15 protein-coding genes are annotated in these 22,114 nt (G+C 45.2%); 10 read left to right on the top strand and 5 right to left on the bottom strand.

The genetic code is table 11. The features are described 5' to 3' along the window. The first annotated feature begins 47 nt into the window (after positions 1–47). From hrpA to AC1HDP_RS04655, 10 genes are all read left to right on the top strand, one after another. Positions 48–3,920, top strand: a complete 3,873-nt coding sequence (gene hrpA, locus AC1HDP_RS04700) for an ATP-dependent RNA helicase HrpA (RefSeq protein ID WP_479637861.1) — start codon at positions 48–50, stop codon at positions 3,918–3,920. Positions 3,921–4,726: 806 nt separating this feature from the next. Continuing rightward, positions 4,727–5,050 (top strand): c-type cytochrome, encoded by a 324-nt coding sequence (locus AC1HDP_RS04695; RefSeq protein WP_479637860.1) that lies wholly within the window; start codon positions 4,727–4,729, stop codon positions 5,048–5,050. A 2-nt stretch (positions 5,051–5,052) separates the two neighbouring features. After that, a complete protein-coding gene (locus tag AC1HDP_RS04690; protein WP_140932730.1) occupies positions 5,053–6,279 on the top strand; it encodes a molybdopterin-dependent oxidoreductase in 1,227 nt (408 codons plus the stop codon). Further along, a complete protein-coding gene (locus tag AC1HDP_RS04685; RefSeq protein WP_479637859.1) occupies positions 6,279–6,671 on the top strand; it encodes a cytochrome C in 393 nt (130 codons plus the stop codon). The genes AC1HDP_RS04690 and AC1HDP_RS04685 overlap by 1 nt, the downstream gene beginning before the upstream one ends. Beyond that, positions 6,671–7,180, top strand: a complete 510-nt coding sequence (locus tag AC1HDP_RS04680; protein ID WP_479637858.1) for a c-type cytochrome — start codon at positions 6,671–6,673, stop codon at positions 7,178–7,180. The genes AC1HDP_RS04685 and AC1HDP_RS04680 overlap by 1 nt, the downstream gene beginning before the upstream one ends. Before the next feature lie 274 nt (positions 7,181–7,454). Then, on the top strand, positions 7,455–7,829 hold the full coding sequence (locus tag AC1HDP_RS04675) for an MmcQ/YjbR family DNA-binding protein (protein ID WP_479637857.1): 375 nt from the start codon (positions 7,455–7,457) through the stop codon (positions 7,827–7,829). A gap of 205 nt (positions 7,830–8,034) precedes the next feature. Then, positions 8,035–8,808 (top strand): class I SAM-dependent methyltransferase, encoded by a 774-nt coding sequence (locus AC1HDP_RS04670; protein WP_479637856.1) that lies wholly within the window; start codon positions 8,035–8,037, stop codon positions 8,806–8,808. 511 nt (positions 8,809–9,319) lie between these two features. Then, positions 9,320–10,378: an L-asparaginase 2 gene (gene ansB / locus AC1HDP_RS04665; protein WP_479637855.1), complete on the top strand. Its 1,059-nt coding sequence runs from the start codon at positions 9,320–9,322 to the stop codon at positions 10,376–10,378. A 236-nt stretch (positions 10,379–10,614) separates the two neighbouring features. Beyond that, positions 10,615–10,860 (top strand): hypothetical protein, encoded by a 246-nt coding sequence (locus tag AC1HDP_RS04660; RefSeq protein WP_479637854.1) that lies wholly within the window; start codon positions 10,615–10,617, stop codon positions 10,858–10,860. Continuing rightward, entirely contained in the window at positions 10,857–11,036 is a 180-nt protein-coding gene (locus tag AC1HDP_RS04655) for a hypothetical protein (protein ID WP_479637853.1), read from the top strand. The genes AC1HDP_RS04660 and AC1HDP_RS04655 overlap by 4 nt, the downstream gene beginning before the upstream one ends. Before the next feature lie 225 nt (positions 11,037–11,261). On the opposite strand, the gene AC1HDP_RS04650 is transcribed toward AC1HDP_RS04655, so the two are convergent. The 5 genes from AC1HDP_RS04650 to recC all read right to left on the bottom strand — a co-directional run bounded on the left by AC1HDP_RS04650 (position 11,262) and on the right by recC (position 21,999). Beyond that, positions 11,262–11,510 (bottom strand): DUF3297 family protein, encoded by a 249-nt coding sequence (locus AC1HDP_RS04650; RefSeq protein WP_140932723.1) that lies wholly within the window; start codon positions 11,508–11,510, stop codon positions 11,262–11,264. A 299-nt stretch (positions 11,511–11,809) separates the two neighbouring features. Then, positions 11,810–12,817, bottom strand: coding sequence for a D-alanine--D-alanine ligase (locus tag AC1HDP_RS04645; RefSeq protein ID WP_140932722.1), 1,008 nt, complete (start codon positions 12,815–12,817; stop codon positions 11,810–11,812). Between the two features lie 82 nt (positions 12,818–12,899). Further along, a complete protein-coding gene (gene recD, locus AC1HDP_RS04640) occupies positions 12,900–14,795 on the bottom strand; it encodes an exodeoxyribonuclease V subunit alpha (protein WP_479637852.1) in 1,896 nt (631 codons plus the stop codon). Continuing rightward, complete coding sequence (gene recB / locus AC1HDP_RS04635; RefSeq protein WP_479637851.1) at positions 14,792–18,523, bottom strand: exodeoxyribonuclease V subunit beta; 3,732 nt, start codon at positions 18,521–18,523, stop codon at positions 14,792–14,794. The genes recD and recB overlap by 4 nt, the downstream gene beginning before the upstream one ends. Beyond that, on the bottom strand, positions 18,520–21,999 hold the full coding sequence (recC, locus tag AC1HDP_RS04630) for an exodeoxyribonuclease V subunit gamma (protein WP_479637850.1): 3,480 nt from the start codon (positions 21,997–21,999) through the stop codon (positions 18,520–18,522). Before recC ends, recB begins: the two co-directional genes overlap by 4 nt. Positions 22,000–22,114: the final 115 nt, after the last annotated feature.

The following is a 22,114-nucleotide window of genomic DNA, read 5'->3' as shown; positions in this document are numbered from 1 at the left end:
ATTCCCTGCTAGGATCGACTGATTTTTCCTAGCAATGGAATTAGGTTTTGACTTCCGATAACCACCCACTATCCAACGCTTTCCTAAACCAGTGTTTTCAGACCGATGTTGCGCGTATTCGCCGGCGTCTAAGTCGGCTTAATAAGCAGCGAACCGCAGCATCTGATGACGTGATGACGGCGTTAGCATTAGAGGCCGAAGCTTCGTTTGAGAAAGTGCAGCAACGTTTAGCTAATCGACCTAAGATTGATTTTCCTGAAAATTTACCTGTGTCACTCAAACGTGATGAAATCGCAGCGGCTATTAGTGCCCATCAAGTAGTGATTATCGCGGGTGAAACTGGTTCAGGTAAAACCACTCAGTTACCAAAAATCTGTCTAGAACTAGGACGCGGCACCCGTGGCTTGATTGGTCATACTCAGCCGCGGCGATTAGCGGCGCGAAGTGTGGCGACCCGGGTGGCAGAAGAGCTGAATAGTCCACTTGGTAATGTGGTGGGCTTTAAGGTACGTTTTGCTGATGCTATTCAGTCAGATTCTTATATTAAGCTGATGACCGACGGTATCCTGCTCGCGGAACTCACCAGTGATAAGTTCCTCAATCAATACGATACCCTCATCATAGATGAAGCCCATGAGCGCAGTCTTAACATCGACTTTATTTTAGGTTTATTAAAGAAAATATTACCTAAGCGCCCAGATCTTAAAGTGATCATTACCTCGGCAACTATCGATGTTGATAAATTCTCGGCCCATTTTAACCATGCGCCTATCATCGAAGTCTCGGGCCGGACTTATCCAGTAGAAACTCGCTATCGCCCGTTAGTGCAAGACACAGATGCTGATCTTGATTTACTCGATGGCATCTTTGCAGCTGTGGATGAATTGGTGGCCGAAGGTCTTGGCGACATCTTAATCTTTATGAACGGTGAACGTGAAATTCGTGACACGGCCGCCGAATTATTAAAGCGCAAATACCGTGATACTGAAGTGCTGCCTTTGTACGCGCGTCTTTCTTATGGCGAGCAATCTAAGGTATTTCAATCACATCGTGGGCGGCGCATAGTGCTGGCCACCAACGTGGCCGAAACCTCGTTAACAGTACCAGGTATTCGCTATGTGATTGACCCAGGTACGGCGCGCATCAGCCGTTATAGTTATCGCACTAAAGTGCAGCGCTTGCCGATTGAACCTATCTCTCAAGCGAGCGCCAATCAAAGACAAGGTCGCTGTGGTCGTGTGGGCCCAGGTATTTGTATTCGTCTATATGCCGAGCAAGATTTCTTAGGCCGACCAGAATTTACTGATCCTGAAATTCTGCGCACCAATTTAGCGTCAGTCATTTTACAGATGCTTGCTATCGGTTTGGGCGATATTAGTGCATTCCCGTTTATTCAGCCGCCAGATCAACGCTTTATTAAAGATGGTTTGTTATTACTGCAAGAATTACAGGCGGTAAATGACCATCAAGGGCAGTTATCTTTAACCCCACTTGGGCGGCAACTGGCGCATATTCCTCTCGACCCCCGTTTAGCGCGTATGGTGATAGAAGCCAATAAACTGGGGTGTTTGCATGAAGTGCTGGTGATTACCTCAGGCTTGTCGATTCAAGATCCCCGAGAGCGGCCGATTGACAAAAAACAGGCCAGTGATGAAGCCCATAAACGCTTTGTCGATAAAGATTCTGACTTCGTGGCATGGGTAAATATGTGGCAACACTTAAGTACCCATAGAAGCGAGTTATCGGCCAGTCAATTTAGAAAACAATGTAAGCAAGAATACTTAGCCTATTTGCGGGTGCGCGAATGGCAAGACTTATACGCGCAGTTAAAGCAAAGCGTGCATGAGCTTAAATGGCGTTTAAATACCGAGCCGGCTAATTATGACAATCTGCATCAAGCTATTTTAAGCGGTCTGTTGAGTCATATAGGTTTTAAAGATGACAACAATGAATACTTAGGCGCTCGTAATCGCCGCTTCTTTGTATTCCCTGGCTCGCCTTTAGCAAAAAAGGGCCCGAAATGGATAATGGCGGCAGAGCTTACTGAAACTTCACGCTTATTTGCCCGTTATTGCGCCAAAATCGACCCGTTATGGTTAGAGTCTTTGGCTGGCCATTTGATTAAAAATAATTATCTTGAGCCGCATTTTGAAGCTAAACAGGGCAGTGTTATCGCCCTTGAAAATCAAGTGCTGTATGGCTTAACCATAGTCAATCGTCGCCGCGTGCAATATGGCCCCATTGACCCAGTCGAAGCGCGACAAATCTTTATTCGCAGCGCCTTGGCCGAAGGACAATTGCAAACCAAAGAAGCCTTCTTCCGCCATAACCGTGCTTTGGTTGATGATATTGAAGATCTTGAACATAAATCGCGCCGCCGAGACATCTTAGTGGATGAAGACGTGCTGGTGGGCTTTTATGACGAGCGCATTCCAGAGGGCATTTATAATGCGCCTAAGTTATATAGCTGGTGGAAAAAGCAAAAAGCCATTCAAGCGGATTACTTAAACTTTAATCCCGATATGCTGATGCAAAAAGGAGAGCATCAAGTCTCGGCCTTGGATTTCCCGGATTTTTGGTATCAGGGCAATTTACGTTTACCTTTGAGCTATCAATTTGAGCCCAGTGCGGCAGATGATGGTGTGTCTGTGCATATTCCGGTGGCATTACTGAATCAGATTGATGATGTGGGCTTTGATTGGTTAGTGCCTGGCCTGCGCCATGAAAAGTGCATGGCCTTGATTAAATCCTTGCCTAAAACCTTGCGTCGCAACTTTGTACCCGCGCCAGATTATGCCAAAGCGGCAGTGCAGGCCATGACGGATACTACTCTCAGTTTGCTTGATGCGTTATGCAAGCAATTGCTTCGCATGACCGGGGTTAAAATCAGTGGTGATGACTTTGATGTTTCAAGTTTAACCAAGCACTTGCACATGAACTTTGTGATTGAAGATGATAATGGCAAGGTAGTCGCTAACGGGCGTGAATTTGATACCCTTAAAGCCAATTTGCAAGGGGTGGTGGCTAAAGCTATTCGCGCAGTCGCCGATGTGGGTATTGAGCAAACTGAGCTCACCAGTTGGACCTTCAATGATTTACCACAGCAATATCAGCGCCGCCGTGGTCAGTATGAAGTTAAGGCCTTTCCTGCATTAGTGGATAATAAAACGAGTGTTGCCATCAAATTATTTGATGATGAACACGAAGCGCTGCGCCAGCATAGTCAGGGACAACGACGCTTACTGCTACTTAATATGCCATCGCCAGTGAAACACTTGCAGCAAGCCTTACCCAACAAGGCCAAGCTTGCTATGTACTTTAATCCTTTTGGCCAAGTGCAATTGTTGATTGATGACATTATTGATGCGGCGGTGCAGCAGTTGTTAGATGAGCAAGGTTTAACCATTCGCACCGCGGCCGAATTTGAACAAGCTCGTGAATTAGTGCGCGCCGATTTAAATCCGACGGCGGAAGCCATAGCGCTCAAAGTTGAGCAAGTGCTCACCGCATACAATGGCATTAAGAAGCGTTTAAAAGGCAAAATAAGTTTAGATATCGCCTTTGCTATGAGTGACATTCAACAGCAATTAGACAGTTTAGTGTATCGCGGTTTTGTGGCCGATACTGGTTGGCAGCGCCTTGGGGATATAGTGCGTTACTTACAAGCCATAGATTATCGCTTGCAGAAATTGCCTGTGGATCCTAATCGTGACCGCTTGCATATGCACGTAGTTAATCGAGTGACTGACGCTTATCAAGCTGCTTTGGCCAAGCTACCTAAATCGCTACCTGTGCCAGAAGCTATGCTAGATGTGCGCTGGATGATTGAGGAGTTGCGAGTGTCTTGCTTTGCGCAGGTGCTCGGCACTAGCATGCCAATTTCTGAAAAACGGATTTTGAACCAATTAGCCAGTTTGTAATTCATGGTTAGGCTCGATGTAGCTCAGTGTCAATGAGCTACATCGAGCCGCTGTTTTTCGTTCATAAGTAATATAAGGTTAGGCGCGCGCTATTGATAAGCAGAGGTTATTGATAACCAGAGCTTATTGATAACTACAGCCTTATGTTGTCTATCTATAGCCGCATGATTAGCTGGCAAGCCTAGCTAATCATGTGTCTCCTATACGTTTAAGCCCATTTCTCTTAAGCCAATCTCAATTGATTTTACTTTGAGAGTTGTCCATCCACGTGTTTATAAGCTTGCACGCTTTCCCATATCAAGAGCTTGATTTGGCTCACAAGTGCTCAGGTAACCTTAGTTAATATGATAAAGCGACTCGCCGCACTCGTCATGAAAATCGGGGGTTGGCGCACTTTCGCCTGCAGCGGGCTTGCTGCCTTGTTCGCACTTTCTTATTTTTCGTGACCGCACTCAACAGATACATTTTGATGCAAATCCGCATCTGTGGTTGTGTTTGTTGTGAGCTTTTGATTGACGTGTTTGTTTTTATAAATTTTTTGATTTTTTCACACTTAAGTGTGTGATTTATAGCCTATTTTGGCTTGTTTTGTGCTTTTCATCAGGTGGCTAGGTGTTTAGTATACGACCTGCTGAAAGATCGAATCTAGCTAGCATTCGATGCTTAACAATGACTTCATTATTTTGCCGATTGATTTGCGCTAACGCTGGTTGATGGCAAGTTCAGTGAAGCGATGGAGTTGTAGCTGATAGGCCGATCTTAGTCGGACTGATTATCAATATTTTATCAGGCTTTAAGGTGTCAATATGACGATCACCCGCAACATTCCCATGATATTGGCCGCAATCAGCTGTTTATGGCTGAGCGTAAGCGCCAATGTTCAAGCAGAGGATGGCAAGTATCAACATCTGCTCAATATGTGCGTTGCCTGCCATGGCATCAATGGGGCAAGTGAATTCACTTCTATCCCTAATCTTAAATGGCAGAATCGCCAATATATAGTGGCGCAGTTACAAGCATTTAAATCAGATCAACGCAGTGACAGCACTATGTCAAAAGTGGCCAAATTATTATCAGAACAAGACATGCAAAAAATGGCCAACTATTTTAATCAAGGCAAGGGACAATAAACATGGCAATCGATAGACGTACATTCCTTAAAGGCGCATTAGCCACTTCCGTTGGCGCTATGTTGCCGATTAATTGGGTTTATGCCGCCAATCGTCCTTTGGGCTTAGTGCCGTTAGATATCGCCTCATTAACTTGGAGCCGGGCTGATCAGCTGCCAAGTTATTTCAAGTTATTAAACACCAATCCAGTCAATGCTTATCCACCAGAATTTATGCTCGACCCAGTCAACACGCCTGCCGATGTTGCCTTTATTCGCTGGAATGGCCAATTACCTGATTTTGCGAAAATCAATCCTAAGACTTGGACGTTTAGCGTTGATGGCGAGTCCTGTGAAACCCCAAAGACCTATACCATTGATGAGCTGAAGTCTAAGTTCAAAGCCCATACCTTAAAATTGACCTTGGAATGCGGTGGCAATAGCCGTTCAGAATTTTTCCCCAATACCAAAGGTAATCAGTGGAATAACTCAGCGGTATTCTGCTCTGAGTGGACTGGGGTGTTAGTGCGCGATGTGCTAAATGATTGCGGCGTTAAGCCTGATGCCGTGTATACCGGCCATCATAGCGCTGACTTACATTTAAGTGGCAAAGGCGAGGCCATTTCACGCGGCGTGCCGATTGCGGCTGCGCTGAATGATGATGCCCTGATTGCTTGGTCAATGAATGGCGCTGATATTCCTTACATGCATGGCTATCCACTGCGCATAGTGTTTGGCGGGCGTCCAGCATCAGTTTCTAATAAAGCCGCCACCGGCATTAGCATTCGTAACAAGGTGCATGACGGCTCAAAAATGAAAACCCCAGCTTACAGCGTGCCTAAATACCCGATTGCACCAGGCGAAGAAGTGGCTGATAAAGATTTTAACGTCATTCAAGAAATGATTGTTAAATCCATCATCACCCATCCGCAAACCGGCACTGAAGCTAAGTTAGGCAAACGCTTACAAGTACGCGGCCATGCGTGGGCAGGTATGCAAGAAGTGGTTGATATGCAAGTGAGTTACGATTACGGCGCCACTTGGAAGAAAGCCAATTTAACTAAGCCTGCTAACCATACCGCATGGCAGCAGTGGGATATCGATTTAGACTTGCCACAAGCGGGCTACTATGAAATTTGGGCACGCGCCACAGATTCTAATGGTGTATCACAGCCAGTAGTGCAGCCACAGTGGAACCCTAAAGGTTATATGTTCAATGGTTGTCATCGCATAGCAGTAAGGGTGGTTTAATGACAATTAATGCATGCACAGTGGCCATTGGCGCTGCGTGTTTACTGCTGGCGCCTGTATTGGCGCAAGCACAAACACCCACTGAATATGGCATAGACCCCGTCTCGGGATTAATCATGGCGCCGGGTTGGGAAATGGTGAATTATCAATGTAATGCATGCCATACCAGCCTTATCATCCCGCAAAACTCAGGCAGTAAAGATACCTGGCGTAAAACCATTCAGTGGATGGTTGATACCCAAGGCTTGTGGGATTTATCTGATACTTGGGAGCCAGTATTGGATTATTTAGCGACTCATTATGGTGAGACTGAAATGGACATGACTAAGTTTCGCCGCTTGCCTTTGATTGCCGAGCAGCAACCAGCCATGCCCACTAAGGAGAGCCAATAATGATGCGCTTTAGTGTTAATCGCAAAAGTAGCAGCCGCGTGATGAGTGATGTAATGCGCCAATGTCTGGGCTTAGCCTTAATCTGCTTACCGTTAACTGTGTTAGCGCAAGAGGCAATGCCTAAGAGTGATAGCCAAGCAGTACAGGCTCAAGCCGCGCCTGGCTTTCAAAGCTATAGCCATGACAGTTATAACCAAGCCTTAGCTAAGTTATCTATTAGTGTGCCTGCTGCCATCATTGAACATCAAGCGGATGCTGAGCAGGGCGCTCATATCGCTATGCGTCAATGCATTGCTTGTCACAACCAAAGCATGTTGACTATGGCGACTAGCTACCCAAGTTTGTACGGCCAGCAGCCTGCCTATTTAGTGAAACAATTGCTGGAATTCAAATCAGGCCAGCGCGCTAACGCTATCATGCAAGCTCAAGTCATGGCGATAACCGATGCTGATATTAAAAATATCGCCTTATGGTATAGCCAGCAGTCGATATTGCATTTGAGCAACTAAACATATTCGCTGGCTGAACATGTTTGCTCATTATTAGTCCCCAAAAGCCACTCATTGAGTGGTTTTTTTATGCTGGTAACTTATCCTGAGATAAAGTGATAAACGAAAACTCCCCATCGCTGCTAGGTAAAGAAGAATATTAGAGACTATCAGTTCTGGGCTATTAACAGCTAAAGTTAACCATCAAGATTCACAGAAACAATATTTACTGAATTAAAATCCAGACTACTAGTTTTCTAGTAATCACTTAAAGGTATATACAGTAGGAATTGTTATGAATTACCAAGAATTTAATCAGTTTTGTGGCTCCTTGCCGGCAACAACTTATGTGATGCAGTGGGGCAATTCACATGTGTGGAAAGTCGGTGCTAAAGTCTTTGCTATTGGCGGCTGGAGTAAAGATAAACATCCTGCATATACGTTTAAAACCTCAGAGCAAAATTTTTATTTTTTAAGTGAGTGCCAAGGTTACATTCCGGCGCCATATTTCGCCAGTCGCGGCATGAAATGGATACAGCAGTTAGATATTGCAGCGGATAAAGATCAAGACTTACGTTATTACCTAACTGAGTCCCATCGCTTAGTGTCACTGGGATTAACTAAAGCCAAGCAGCAAGAGCTTGGTTTACATCAAGCATTGAAGGGCTAGCTAAAGTCGTAAAGGTTAACTCTGTGATTGCGTTAACTCTTTAAGCACTTGCTTGCTGGTATTTATCCCTACCTAAAAGACTCATATTAATTACTTGTTCCAGACGTCAGCCAATATGTTTGGCAACTCAAGCGGCGATTCACTGCAATTTTGCTAAATAGCTGCTAGATTTTCTAGCAACTTGGCCAAGCATAGCGGAGTAACCATGGATTATTTGAGTATAAATAAACAAGCGTGGGATAAACGAACCAAATTGCACCTGAAATCTGAGTTTTATGATGTCGAATCGTTCAAAAATGGTCGCTGCTCGCTTAACCCAGTAGAGCTAAAACAACTGGGCAATGTTCAAGGCAAATCATTACTGCATTTACAATGTCATTTTGGTCAAGATAGCTTGTCCTGGGCTCGTTTAGGTGCCAAAGTCACAGGTGTTGACTTATCTGCGGTGGCTATCTCTCATGCCAAAGAGTTAACACAGGCTCTGAGACTCACGGCCAATTTTATTGATAGTGATTTAGTGCAATTTGGCCGAGACAATGTCAATCAATTCGACATAGTTTTTACGTCATACGGTGTTTTATGCTGGCTGCCAAACTTAAATGATTGGGCTCACACCATAGCCAACGCACTTGCCATTGGCGGTGAGTTTCATTTAGTGGAATTTCATACCTTTCATAATTTACTATCGGGATATTCCTATTTCCCAAGCAGTGAGCCTGACGTTGAGCAAGAAGGTACTTATACCGAAAACTGCGATGGCATTAAATCGACTGTGATCACTTGGTCGCATTCTATTAGTGAAGTGCTTAATGCCTTAATTGCCGCAGGCCTAACGATTGAATCGCTCGCTGAGCATGCTTATAGCCCCTATCCTTGCTTTGAAGGGCTAGAATCTGTGCCTGAGTTAGGATACCAGTTGTTATATAAAGGGCAGCAGGTGCCTTTACTCTATTCCATTAAAGCGCGAAAGTTGGCGTAAATTTAGACCGTTTAATTTACGATAAGTCGATAGAGTAAAAAGTTCATCAGACTAAACCTTTTATCTCAATGATAGCGGTAAGCTAGTCATTACTTAATATTATATAAAGCTAAGTAATGACAAAGAGTGTTTCAGGTCGGTTATTAACAAGATAGATAAATTATAATTGCAATTCTTGTTGTTATATTTATTTAGATGCCATTCCTGGTGTTTTTTTAAAACAATTTAAATAAATAATCCAGACGCTAATTATTTATATGTGGGCATGTTTTGAACTGGCGCCTCACTTTTGATATTTGTTAGAAATTGACGTCGATATCGGTAATGGTGTGATTTAAATAATGCCGCTATTGCAGTGGTTGCTATTAAAGCTTGGCCTATTGTAGATAATGCTGTTTAAATAATAATATGGAAAGTGATAGTTAGTATCTTATATTGGTGAGAATAGTCACGGTTTTTATTCGTTAATAGTTCACACTAACAGCAACTCATATAAAAAAAGGATGTAAGTATGAATTTTCCAATGCGTAAGCTCTTGCTCTCGGTAGCCTTAGGGTTATGTATTTCATCGACGGCGCAGGCGCTTCCACAGGTAAGGATTATTGCGACAGGAGGCACGATTGCAGGGATCGGGCAATCAGCCACAGAGTCTAACTACCAAGCGGGTGAAGTCGGCATAAGTAGCTTAATTGCGGCTGTGCCTGAGATGAAACAGTTGGCGGATATTCAAGGTGAGCAGTTAGTCAAAATTGGCTCACAAGACATGAATGATAAAGTTTGGCTTGATTTAGCTAAGCGCATTAATGTGTTACTGGCGGATAAAAACGTGGATGGCATAGTGATCACCCATGGCACAGATACCTTAGAAGAAACCGCCTACTTTTTAAATCTAACGGTTAAGAGCGATAAACCCGTAGTGCTGGTTGGCGCTATGCGTCCTTCTACGGCCATGAGTGCTGATGGGCCAATGAATCTCTATAACGCAGTGGCTACGGCTGCTAATCTTGATTCTAAAGGCCGCGGCGTGCTGGTGGTAATGAATGATACTGTGCTTAACGCCCGCGATGTCACTAAGACCAATACCACAGGCGTGCATACCTTTGCGGCGTCAAACTTAGGCGCATTGGGTGTTGTTCATAACAGCAAGATTGAGTATATGGGCAAGACAGAGCGCCTACATACCACGCAAACACCGTTTGATGTGAGCAAGCTTGATAAGTTGCCTCAGGTCGGCATAGTGTATAACTACGCCAATGCGACTGATTTACCTGTGAAAGCTATGATTGAGGCTGGTTTTGATGGGATAGTGAGTGCCGGTGTCGGTAACGGTAATATCTACCATTCTATTTTTGATACCTTAGCCACAGCCAGTGAGAAAGGTACCTTAGTGGTGCGCTCAAGCCGAGTTCCAACGGGCGCTACTACCTTAGATGCTGAAATTGATGACGCTAAATATGGATTTATTGCCGCGGGTAATCTTAACCCGCAAAAAGCGCGCATTTTATTAATGCTGTCATTAACTCAAACTAAAGATCCACAGCAAATTCAGCGTTGGTTCCAACAGTTTTAACTGCTAATGGAATGATTGCTTAAGCCCCGCCAAATCGCGGGGCTTTTTTATGTTTAATTTTAGGTGGGTAATTATAGGTCTAGCTTGTTAATGGGATTTGGTATCAATTAATTAAGCCTAACATTATTATTTTCAGGCTTGGCGTTAGCCTTATTAAACGCTCAAATTAAATAACAAGGCTTTATGTTGATGATTTAAAATTAAAAAATAAATATTGAGATAAAGGTGAGGGTAATGTGGCGGAATTAATAACCCAGAAGTCAGATGTCAGTGTGCTGGAATTGATAAATCAATTAACAAATCCACAGCGCCAGCAAGTTAGCCTTGAGCTAGTCGCATTGTTTGAACGAGTCACGGTTTTTGCGCCTGTGGTATGGGGGAGCAATATAATAGGTTTTGGTGAGTATCATTATCAACGCAAGCGTAGTAGCCAACATGGCGATTGCCGCTTATCGCATTTTCTCCACGAAAGCAGAATATGACCATTTATATCATGTCAGGCTTTAGTGAATATCTGTCTTTGCTAGACAAGCTCGGTAAGCATAAAACCAGTGTGTCATGTTTATATTTCAATACATTGGCGCAGTTAAATATTGAGGTGTTAGAGCAGTTAATTCGTGAGTCGGTGGCTTATATGCAGGCCAAGTATTCAGTCTAAGTCTTCAGTCTAAGTCTTCAGCCTAATTGACACATTAGTGGCAGTAACCGATGCGATTGTATTTTAACCCTGATGTTTTATCGCTTTGAGGATAATACTCAGGCGGCGAGATTATAAATTAATTGAGTTTAATTGAGAGAGAAAATAATGTTTAGCAGTAATGGCGAGCGTAGCGACATAACACTGTGGTCAAAAGCTTAAGCCTTTGACCACAGTTAAGCTGTTTTAGCGATAGAAAGCTTCAACAGGACCTTTAATGGTCATCAACAGTGGTTGTCCACGGCGATCTAAGGCTTTAGTGCTTGGAACTTTAACCCAAGCTTCGCTGATGCAATATTCTTCAACATCAAAACGCTCTTTACCGTTAACACGAATACCAATGTCGAATTCAAAAATAGCTTCAACAAAGTGTGGGCTACGTGGATTAACTGACAATCTGTCTGGTAACGTTGGGCGAGCTGTAGTGTCGTTCATAATGGCTTCTTTGATAAAAAATTTTCGCTATTGTAGGCAAAGCGGGCGCGATGCTCAAGCATGTCGGTGATAAATGTGCGTTTAGCCACTAAGGCTGATAGCTATAGCAATCTCTGGTGTGAAATATGACTGAGTTATGGCGCTTTAGTGGCCTAGTGCAGTGGCGCGGCATGTTACTTGGCTCTAGATAGAAGCTAACACTCAGCTAGATACTGCTAGATAAAGCATCGAGCTTAAGCCAATAAACAAGAGCGGCGCTAATGAGCACCACTCTTGATGTTATGGGTTAATGGCAATCATTAACCCGGTAATTGGCTACGAATATTACCTTCGAGCATGGCCGCAAAATCATGGCCATTATTGATAAGCATCTTAGGGAACATAGAAATCGGGGTCATACCTGGGAAGGTATTAATTTCATTGAGTAAGATTTCATTATCCGCGGTTAAGAAGAAGTCGATGCGTGATAAATGACGTAATTTCATGCCTTTAAACGCTTTAATGGCATATTGACGAATTAACTCACTAGTTTCAGCCGACAAATTAGGCGCAACCACATGGGTCACAGCTTGGCTTTTGCTGTCGTACTTTTCTTCAAAGCTATAGAAAGTGTTAGACGCGCATACAATTTCGCCCGGTACACTTGCCACTACTTCGCCGTTATATTCATACACAGCGACTTCAAGCTCTCTCGCTACTATGGTTTTTTCCACAATAACATAAGGGCTAAAGCTAAAAGCCTTAGCTAAAACATCAGCGACTTGGCTAGCATCTTCAACTTTATAGCAACCGACTGATGAGCCTTGGCTTGCGGCTTTAACAAACACTGAGCCCCAATTGGCAAGTGCCGCTTGAGTTTTTTCAATGGCGTCTTGATTGAGCTCATCTAAAAATAGCCACGGGGTATTTGGAATATTTAAGGCCGTAAACCACATTTTAGCGGTCACTTTATTAAAGCAATTAATGCTGGCTTCGCCTTGGCAACCAAAGTAGGGCAGTTTAATTAAATCAAACCATGATTGAATATCGCCGGTTTCGCCGGGATAGCCGTGAATACAAGGAATGGCATAATCTATGTGCCAGTTTGGTCTATCTTGCTCGGTAAACACGACTTGGTGATCTGCGGTTAATTGCGCTGGCAGACCATCTAAGGTGTGAAATTTACCATCACTCGCAAGTTCAAGTTGCAGCACATTGGCGCCTGCAATGGATTCAAGCGTGGCTTTAACGTAAGCCGCAGACATCAGAGAAATGGCATGTTCACTGCCACCGCCACCACATAATAATAATAGATTCATTGAGCTCATCGTTTCTCCACTGCCTAAATGCACATTAACGCCACAGTTTAATGGCAAGTGCGCACTAGGCAAGCGTTTCTGGTGTGACTGGTTAAAAACTAGGCCACAAGCGTGCCGCTAAGCCCGAAGCTCTGGCGGTTTTTTGCATACTTGCCATTTCAAACACTCTTTGGGTGCCTAAGCAAGTAAAAGCTGATTTAGCGCGAGTGATGGCGGTGTAAATTAACTCCTTGGTCAATAATTGTTTTTGAGCCGGGCTTGGATTGGGCGGCAGCACGAATGCCACATGGGCAAATTCACTGCCTTGGCTTTTATGCACTGTCATGGCAAAACAAGTTTCATGATTAGGCAAGCGCGCCGGTAAGACCTTAAGTATGCTGCCATCGGCTTGAACAAAGTGCGCCATTAAGCGCATTGAACCTTGACTGTTATCGGGTAAAATCAAGCCAATATCGCCGTTAAATAGGCCTAAGTTGTAATCATTGCTTTGAATAATGACGGGGCGGCCCGCATAAAACTCATTCTCGGGGCGAATTAAGCCCGCTTGCTTTAATGCTAGAGTCACATGCAAGTTAATGCCCTCGACCCCATAGTCGCCGGCGCGGGTGGCACATAAAATCCGAAATTGGTTATAGCGCTCAATCATATCTTCTGGGCTAACGTCGGCGCGGTTAATCACAGTTAAATAGTCGCGATATTGCTCAACCGCTAACTCTTTTAGCGGCTCAAGTCCTTGCTGCTGATCATCAAGCCAAGTGAGCTCGCTGTAGTTATGTGCCCAAGCGCGCCGTATCGCTTGTTTATCACATTCATTGACAGCTTTGGCTAAGACGCCAATGCCAGCATCACCCACGAATCTATGGCTATGGCGCAGCATACATAAGTTATCACCTAGGCCAGAATTGTGGCTCACTAAGCCACTCATATCATGGCCTGTCATGGCACTTAAATTTGCTGCAAATGCTGGGCTGTAGCGCATTTGCCAGCCGTGATTGACGGCAAGGCCAGCGCAGATATCAGCCAGCACAGCGCCGGCTTCTACTGAGGCTAACTGATCTTGATCCCCAAGTAATATTAAGCGCGCATGGCTTGGTAGAGCGCTCAGTAATCTTTGCATCATAGGTAAATCCACCATAGAGGCTTCATCCACCACTAACACATCAAGGTGCAAGGGGTTAGCTTGATGATGTCGAAACTGATGTGAATTTGGTAATACCCCAAGTAAGCGGTGCAGGGTTGAAGCCTCTTCTGGAATACGCTCTAACGCATTGATATCAATGCCATCAAGTGCGCTTAATTCAGAGGCTAAGCGCCGTTTTGACGCCTTGATGGATTCAGTGAGTCGCGCCGCCGCTTTACCCGTAGGTGCCACTAGCTTAATGGTTAACTCATCTTGCGCGCACAGCAGCAGTAATAACTTAGTAACTGTGGTGGTTTTACCTGTGCCAGGGCCACCAGTAATGATGGCTAGTTGCTGGCTAAAGGCGGTTGCTGTAGCGATTTTTTGCCAGTCAAGCTCATTGCCACTTGGATAAAGTGCATTTAAGGCTTGAATGCTCGCATCATTGCTTGGGTAATGCTGGCTTGATAGCGCCAGTAATTTTTCGGCCACTTGGCACTCAAAATCATAATAGCGTTTTAAATAGAGCTTATTGCCATCGAGAATTAATGGTTTGTCATCACCAGGCAGACCTACGGGGGCAAAGCTTAATAAGCGCTGCTGACATTCGTCAATACTGACTGTTATCTGGCAGCTAGGTTGGCGCTCAGCGAGTGGATTAGTAAAGTCCAATTCATCAAGCTTTAAACACGGGTGCTGCGCAGATAACTGACGGCTTAATAAGGCGCAAAACAGCAATAATTCATCGCTATGGCTGTGATGGATTTGCGTCATTTGCAGCGCAAAGTGGCGATCGAGCGCGGTTAACAGCCGCAGTCGTTGCCACTCTTTAAGTAAGGCGCTAATGGGCAGGCAAGATTCAATCATACATTTATCTCCTGTGAATTCGTGCTGGCGCTATTGGTCGCACTGGCTTGTTGAGGCTGCGCGCGCAGGAGCGCATCTAATTCATCAATCAAGATAAATGGCGGTTTATCGAAAAATACCCCAGCGCCAGGACGCTCGGCAGTCATGCCGCGTAAGAATAAGTAAAAGCAGCCGCCCATATGGGTTTCATAGTCATAATCCTTAAGCCTTAGCTTTAGGTATCTGTGCAGGGCTAAGGTGTAAATTAAGTACTGCAAATCATATCTATGGCTTTGAATGGCGCTGGCCATGGCGGGGTGTAAGTAATGTTCGCTACTGTCCCCCAAATGATTAGATTTATAATCGGCAATGAAATATTTACCCTGATATTCAAAGGTTAAATCGATAAAACCTTTGAGCATGCCTTGGAAGCTATCAAACCTGAGTTCGCCGCCATAACCATGGCGTTTAAGTAAACTTGCCAGTGTTCTATCGTTAATAGCAACCGTTGGCAGGTAAAACTCCATTTCTACTAGCTTGTGTTTAGGCGTTAATTCGCTTAATTGCAGACTGGTGCCATCACTTAGTGCTAATGGGCTGCGCAAAATATCTAGATACCAGTGATAAAGCACGTCTTGCCAGCGCTTATCAATTTGATATTGCTTCATAGCTTCTGGTAAGTGCTTGCTAAGATCGCGTTCTGCGTGAATAAAATCGATTAATTCCAATACCGAGTGCATGAATGAACCTGCATTGGCGCCGCGCTCAAAACTAAAGCGATTATCTTGGGTGATAACATCAGGCTCTAAAATCGCTATGCTGTTATCGGCTTCATCATCGGCGCCCGGTTGCACTTTTTCATGGGGCAAGTGTTTGACTAAGCCTGAATAGCTGCCTACTCGCCATGAAATGCTAAATCTGGCTTTTGGCGTTCTGGCGGCCAAGGTTTGCATGTCTGTGCTGGCTGTTGTTTGCAGCTTAATCTCTGCCTGCAGCGGATTAATCTCGTGCTTAGCTATGAGGTCAATTGGCTGATTAGTATCTGAATCAGTTGCGTCACTGTGCACTAATGCGTTGACGCTATTAGCAATATCAATATAACGACAATCCTTAGCCCTAATGCCAAGTAAGTAACCTATGGCGGTATCTTTTAAGAAACTGGTGACATCACCTTTTTTACTGATGCGACAATGGTTAGCCACATACAAGTAACAGCGATACACAGGGCGGGTGAGCGCCACATACAAGAGGCGTAAATCTTCCGCTAAGGTTTCTTGTTTGGCTAGCTCCCAGCCGTCATCGCTACCATCGATATCCCAGATAAGGTGTTGCGCTTGATGGTAGAGCATAGGCGCCGGGCGGCGCGATTGATCTCGCGCCAGACTCACAAATGGCAAGAAACACACTGGGTATTCCAGCCCTTTACTCTTATGGATAGTGACAATTTGTACTAAGTTTTGCTCGCTTTCTAACCTTAACTGCTGCTCTTCACCACCTTGATGCAAGGAAATTTCTTGCTCAAACCAGTTAAGTAGGGCGCTCATGCCATCAAGCTCAGCAGCTTTTTGCTGTAATAATTCGGCTAAATGCCTAAAGTCCGTGAGCTGTCTATCGGCATCTTTTGCTTGCTGCAGCCGGGTAAGTAAATTCAATGAGTCGGCTAAATTCAGTAACGCTGGCATCACGCCGCGGCGCAGCCACAATTGATGCAAAGTTAAAAACTGCTCTAAAATCTGCGCGCGCATGTTTTCAGACTGATTAAATTCATGAATATTGTCAGCGCTAAAACCTAACAGCGGGCAGGCCAGGGCGGCGCGAATAGCGCGCTCATCACGCGGGTCAACTAAGGCGCGCAAAATTAGCACCATTTGCCGAGCTTCATCGGTATCAAAGACGCTATCTCGGCTTAAAAAGACCGCGCCAATGCCGCGCTGCGTGAGGGCATCACGCATGACGTTCGCTTCATTTCTGTCTCGCACTAATACCGCAATATCTTTAGCTTTGAGTGGGCTTGATTTATCTGTCTTCGCCACCAAAGTCGCCGCGCCACTTGAGGCTAAATTAAGTAGCCTAGCTATCTCATTACTGGCATCGGCCGCTAATTGTTTTCTGGCCGTGGTTTTATTAAGACCTTTGTCGGCATCTTCAGCCAGTAAGCGCAGTTGCAAGGCAGCGCAGGATTCTGGCTCAATCAGGGCTTTACTGCCCTTATCGGCGGCCTTGACCTCATCAAAGCTGATGGTGTCACTGATAAATGGGTCATCCACTTGGGTAAATAACTGATTAACCGCGTTTACCATAGCAAGGCTCGAGCGATAATTAGTATCGAGATGATAATGATGGGCGGTTTGTTGGCGTGCGCTGATATAGGTATAAATATCGGCGCCGCGAAAGGCGTAAATGGCTTGCTTAGGATCGCCAATCATCAATAAGGTATGCTGCTGCGCCTCACTGGCAACTGCTGGGTAAATGCCCGAAAAAATAGCAAATTGCAGCGGATCTGTGTCTTGAAACTCATCGATTAACGCTACCGGAAAACGCTTAGCTATGCTGGTGGTGAGCTGCTGACTAATTGCTTGCTGTGCCAACAGACTAGCGGCTATGTGGGCATTTTCATCACTGGATTCATCGGCATTAGCGCTCTGACACATAGCCAAGTCTAACCCTATGATGGCATTGGCTAAGGTCAGCAGTAAGTCATCAGGGCTTAATAAGTTACGCTCTTGCTTTAATTCCTGGGTGCGCGCACTAATTTGAGCGCGCGCTTTGACTAAGAATGCGGGAATTAAGCCATGGATAGTTTCATTCAAACGCTCAATTTGACCTAAGATGGGCAGCTCACTATCGAGTGGAATACTGCCGCCTTTTTTAAGTTTAAGATTTGATAATGACAGGCTATCTAATAACTTAGGTGCTGGTAAGCCTGCGCCATACAAGCACCAGTTATCCATGCTGGCTAGCATGGCGGCCAGTTTTGGGAAACCATCATCGGCTTTACCGTAACTTACGCCATTGAGTGGTAAGCTATGCAGTAGTTCTTCGGTTTGGGGGCGCACTCGTGGCCATTCTAGGCGCAAGCGACTTACTTGTTGAGTTAATGCCTGGCAAACCTCATCAAAGGGCTTTACTTGGCGATTAAGCTTGGCTTGGCTGGCACCAATAAGTGGCCGCAGTTGCTTTAATAAATCATTAGGTTGGCTAAATTTACCCTCTATGGCGCTTGCCAGTAATTCCGGTAATTGATAACAAGCATGGCGCCAAAAATCACGCACACTGTGCTGCAAATATTGGCTGTCATCTAAGGTGAACTCAGATTCAAATAGCAGCGCCGATTCAAATGCCATGTCGGATAAAATGCGCTGACAAAAACCATGAATAGTAAAAATGGCGGCTTCATCTAAGCTCTTAAGCGCAAGATCGAGTCTGCGCAGCGCCAAAGTAATATCAGCGCTTGGGTAACTGTGGTACAAGCGATTAATAAAATCATCATCGACATCTAGCCCAATAAAGCGCTGATAACAAAGCTTGATTCGATTTCTAATCCTGTCTCTAAGCTCTGCCGTGGCGGCATTGGTAAAAGTTACCACCAAAATTTGTTCGCAGCTTAAGGGCTCGCGGCCATTATCGCCCAGCAATAATCTTAGGTATAAACCTGAAATTGTGTAGGTTTTACCTGTACCCGCACTGGCTTCAATTAAGCGTCTATCGGATAACGGCAGGGTGAGTGCATCTAATGCTGTGACTGTCATGCGTTATCTCCCACAAAAGCGTCGAGTTTGGCTAAGGTGTCGGTGTGATAGAGGCTCAACATAGGGGCATATATCCTGTGGGCCACTTGGGCAAAGCTCCAAGGGGCGTCTTTAGTATTGATAGAGCCATCAGTAAAATCATCGGGGAATGTAAATACCCGAGCATTATGTGGGTCGGCGCCATCACCAAAGCCGGAATCATTGAGCCACACAGCTTCAATTTCATCGAGTTTCTCTTGATGGCTCAGTGCATTATCACACTCTTGATAGGCAAGGGAGGTTTGTGCCATAAAAGCTAATGGCAAACGCAGACCCTGATGAAAAGCCTCAATTAACTCATTTAAGCAATTTAATGCTTGCAGAGCGGTTAACGGCGCTAAGTGATGGAAATGACCAACATCTAACAGGTAAGCATCGGTATTATAGCCACTGGCATTAAGGCATAAGTGACGCAAATATAAGCGTAATAAGTCTTTAGGTTTAGTGGTGCCAGGGCGCACATTAATAAGCCCTTTGGGGTAAACATCATCAATTCGCCCCTCAAGAATAACCTTGTCACAATGAAGCTCAATATCTATCGGGGTTGGCGTCGGCAAGAGCGCGCGCATAAACAGACTGCGTTCAATGAGGGCGCCAATATCCTTTTGGTATTGAGTTAAGGTTAATTGATCGAACGGCGCCATAGGTAATTGGCCAGCCGCTTTTAACTCATCAATGAGACAGGCATCAATTTCACCTTGAGGATTGGCTAAGGCGCTATCAAGCAAGCTTTGCTGCACCTGATAGCGCTGTAAAGGATTCAATTCAAAAGGTTCATCATTGCTTTGGCTATCTATGTCTAATCGCAAATCCACCTTCAGGGTGTGCTGGAAAAAGTACTGGCACGGGTTTCTAAAGAAACGAATTAAGGTGGCAAGTTCAAGCTGACTGGCTTGTGCTTGTGCTTGCTCGATGGCGGCATTGATAAAATGCTGCGGCTCATTAAGCTCTCTTGGCGCTGGGCACCACTGCGCCGCATAACTTTGCGAGAGGCCATGGCTGCTGCCATTATTTGAATCGGTTAAATCGCTGGCGCTGCGAGTTGCTGGCACTTGATACAACTTAGGATCAAAAGGTTGCAGCGGTTGCTCGCGCAATATGCGGTTAAGGAGTTTTTTAGCGGCATGGTTGCCTTCATGCACTAAAGTGGCAGTATCTTGCTTGCCACTCGGAATGCAGTCACTTGGGCGATAGCATAACTGGCAATATTCAATCAGCTCAGACACTAACATGGATGGAATGCGCTCACTGTTATCGCGCTCACTGTGACCGACATAACTGATATACAGTTGCTCACGCGCCGATAACAAGGCTTCTAAGAATAAATAGCGATCGTCAAGGCGGCGCGAGCGATCGCCGCGCTTGGCCCCTAAATGCGCCATTAAATCAAAGCCTACAGGATGCTGGACCCGCGGATACACGCCATCATTCATGCCCAACATACATACCCGTTTAAATGGGATGGAGCGCATAGGCATTAAGGTGCAAAAGTTAACGCTGCCAGCAAGATAACGTTGCCCTACGCGTGATTCACTTAACACGCTATTAAACCATTGATGAATCACGGCTAAGGGCAAGTCGCCGTCAAAGCCTGAAGGTAATACTTGTTGGCTAAATTGATCTAGCGCCGTTTGAATCTGCTTTGAATCAGCATCGTCATCATCACTGGCAAGGTATAAATCTAGGGGCAGTTGCTGCAAACATTGGATGCGACTAATGGCATCGCCGTTTTGATTCATTTGCTGGCGAAAGCCATCGAGTACTTCAATAAAATCTAAGAGTTTACCCAGCGACTGCGCATTTTGACCTTCAATGCCAGCCACAGGTAAATCGCCAAGATAAATATTGGCATCATCGCCCAAAGCGTAGCCCAAGATAAGGCGGCGAATACCAAAGGCCCATGAATGTTTGTCAAAGGCCGGCAAGCCAAGCTCAGCGCGATTGTCGGCATCGCGTCCCCACCGAATACCGGCTTGTTGCAGCCACAAGGTTAAGCGCTCTAACTCATCACTATGAATATCAAAGCGCGCCATCACGGCTGGCACTTCTAAAATGCTGATAATGTCAGTGAGACCAAAACGGCTGGTATCAAGCTGTAATAAATTTAAAAAACTATTAATCAGCGGTGATTCTTGCGCGGCGCCGCGATCACTAATGGCATAAGGAATAAAGTGATGGCCTTGTTTAGCCCCAAAAACAGCATCGATATAAGGGGCGTAAGCGGCCACATCGGGCAGCATGACTACTATATCCCGCGGGTACAGACTTGGGTCAGCATCGAGTTCACTTAATAGATGATCATGCAAGGTCTCGATTTCACGCAGTGGGCTGTGACAACTGCGCAGCACTAACGAATGATCGTTAGGTGCTAATTCTCGGCGCCTCTGTATATTGATGTATTGCTCAACCTCAGGGCACAAGGAGGTGCCTAAGGTCGACATTTCCAAAATATCGTTTTGAAGCCCGGACAACATATTGTTGTGAGGAGATGGTTTAAAGGCTTCATGCCAAGCAATATGCGTGGGCTCAAGTTCAAGGAGCATGTCGAGCATCTCGCGACCCATCTTGCCATTGTTGGCGAGTAACGGATTGCCGACTTCTAAGCTGTTTTGCCATAAGGCGGGAAGCTGCTTTTTATTAGCATAGGTGAGTGCCATGCGCGCCCGCGCTTTCGGGTCGACAATATCGCCCCAATAATGCTCACACGGGCTTAGATTAAGCATAAATACATCGCTGTGACTGGCGAGGGCGTAAATCACATCTAAGGTTTGCGGCGCCATGGACGATATGCCAAATACAAAAAAGCGCGGCGGCAATTTAGCCTTATGAGTGCCTGCGTTTAAGCGGGAGATCAGCGCTTGATGCAAGTTTGCTCTGTGGTAATCACTTTGACCTAAGGTATCGCGGTTATAAGCCACTAATGCGCGCCACAGCAAAGGTTGCCATGCATGCTCAGCGCTAATGTTAGGGGCTGCTAAGGGATCGTTTTCTTCCCAGGCTAAAATCCACTCGGGGCGATAAACTAAATATTGATCGAAAATATCGGCGATTTTAGCGCTAAGTTGATACAGCTTTAAGGGCTTGCCATCACCAAGGTAATGGCGCAGCGGCGCAAATTCATCCTGATCTAAATAACTTGGCAATAGCGCCATTAGCTTCCAGGTCATGGCCGCTTTAGTAAAAGGGTTTTCTTCTGGCACATCTTCAAGCAGTAAATAGCACAATTGCCAAATAAAGCTTGAAGGTAAGGGGAACTCTTGCGCTGCGGCTATGCCATTATGACTGGCAATTTGTAATCTCAACCAAGTCGACATGCCTGGGCTTTGCACTAAGATTTGCTCTTGGCTTAATGCCGAGGCGCCACTGTCGAGTGTCAATAAATTCGCTAATTGTTCAGCGAGCAATTCCATTTGATTCGACTGGATAAGATGCAGCATAAGGTGCTCACGCTAGAATAAAAAAGTCATTCTATGCCTTTGATAATCCCCATTCAACTGAATGACTTAACTATGCTGGCTTATTGAGCTAAGGCCTGAATATTTTAGCTCTTCG

This window comes from Shewanella sp. ISS20, from assembly GCF_056522965.1.
This window is presented reverse-complemented; position numbering and strand designations above follow the sequence as displayed.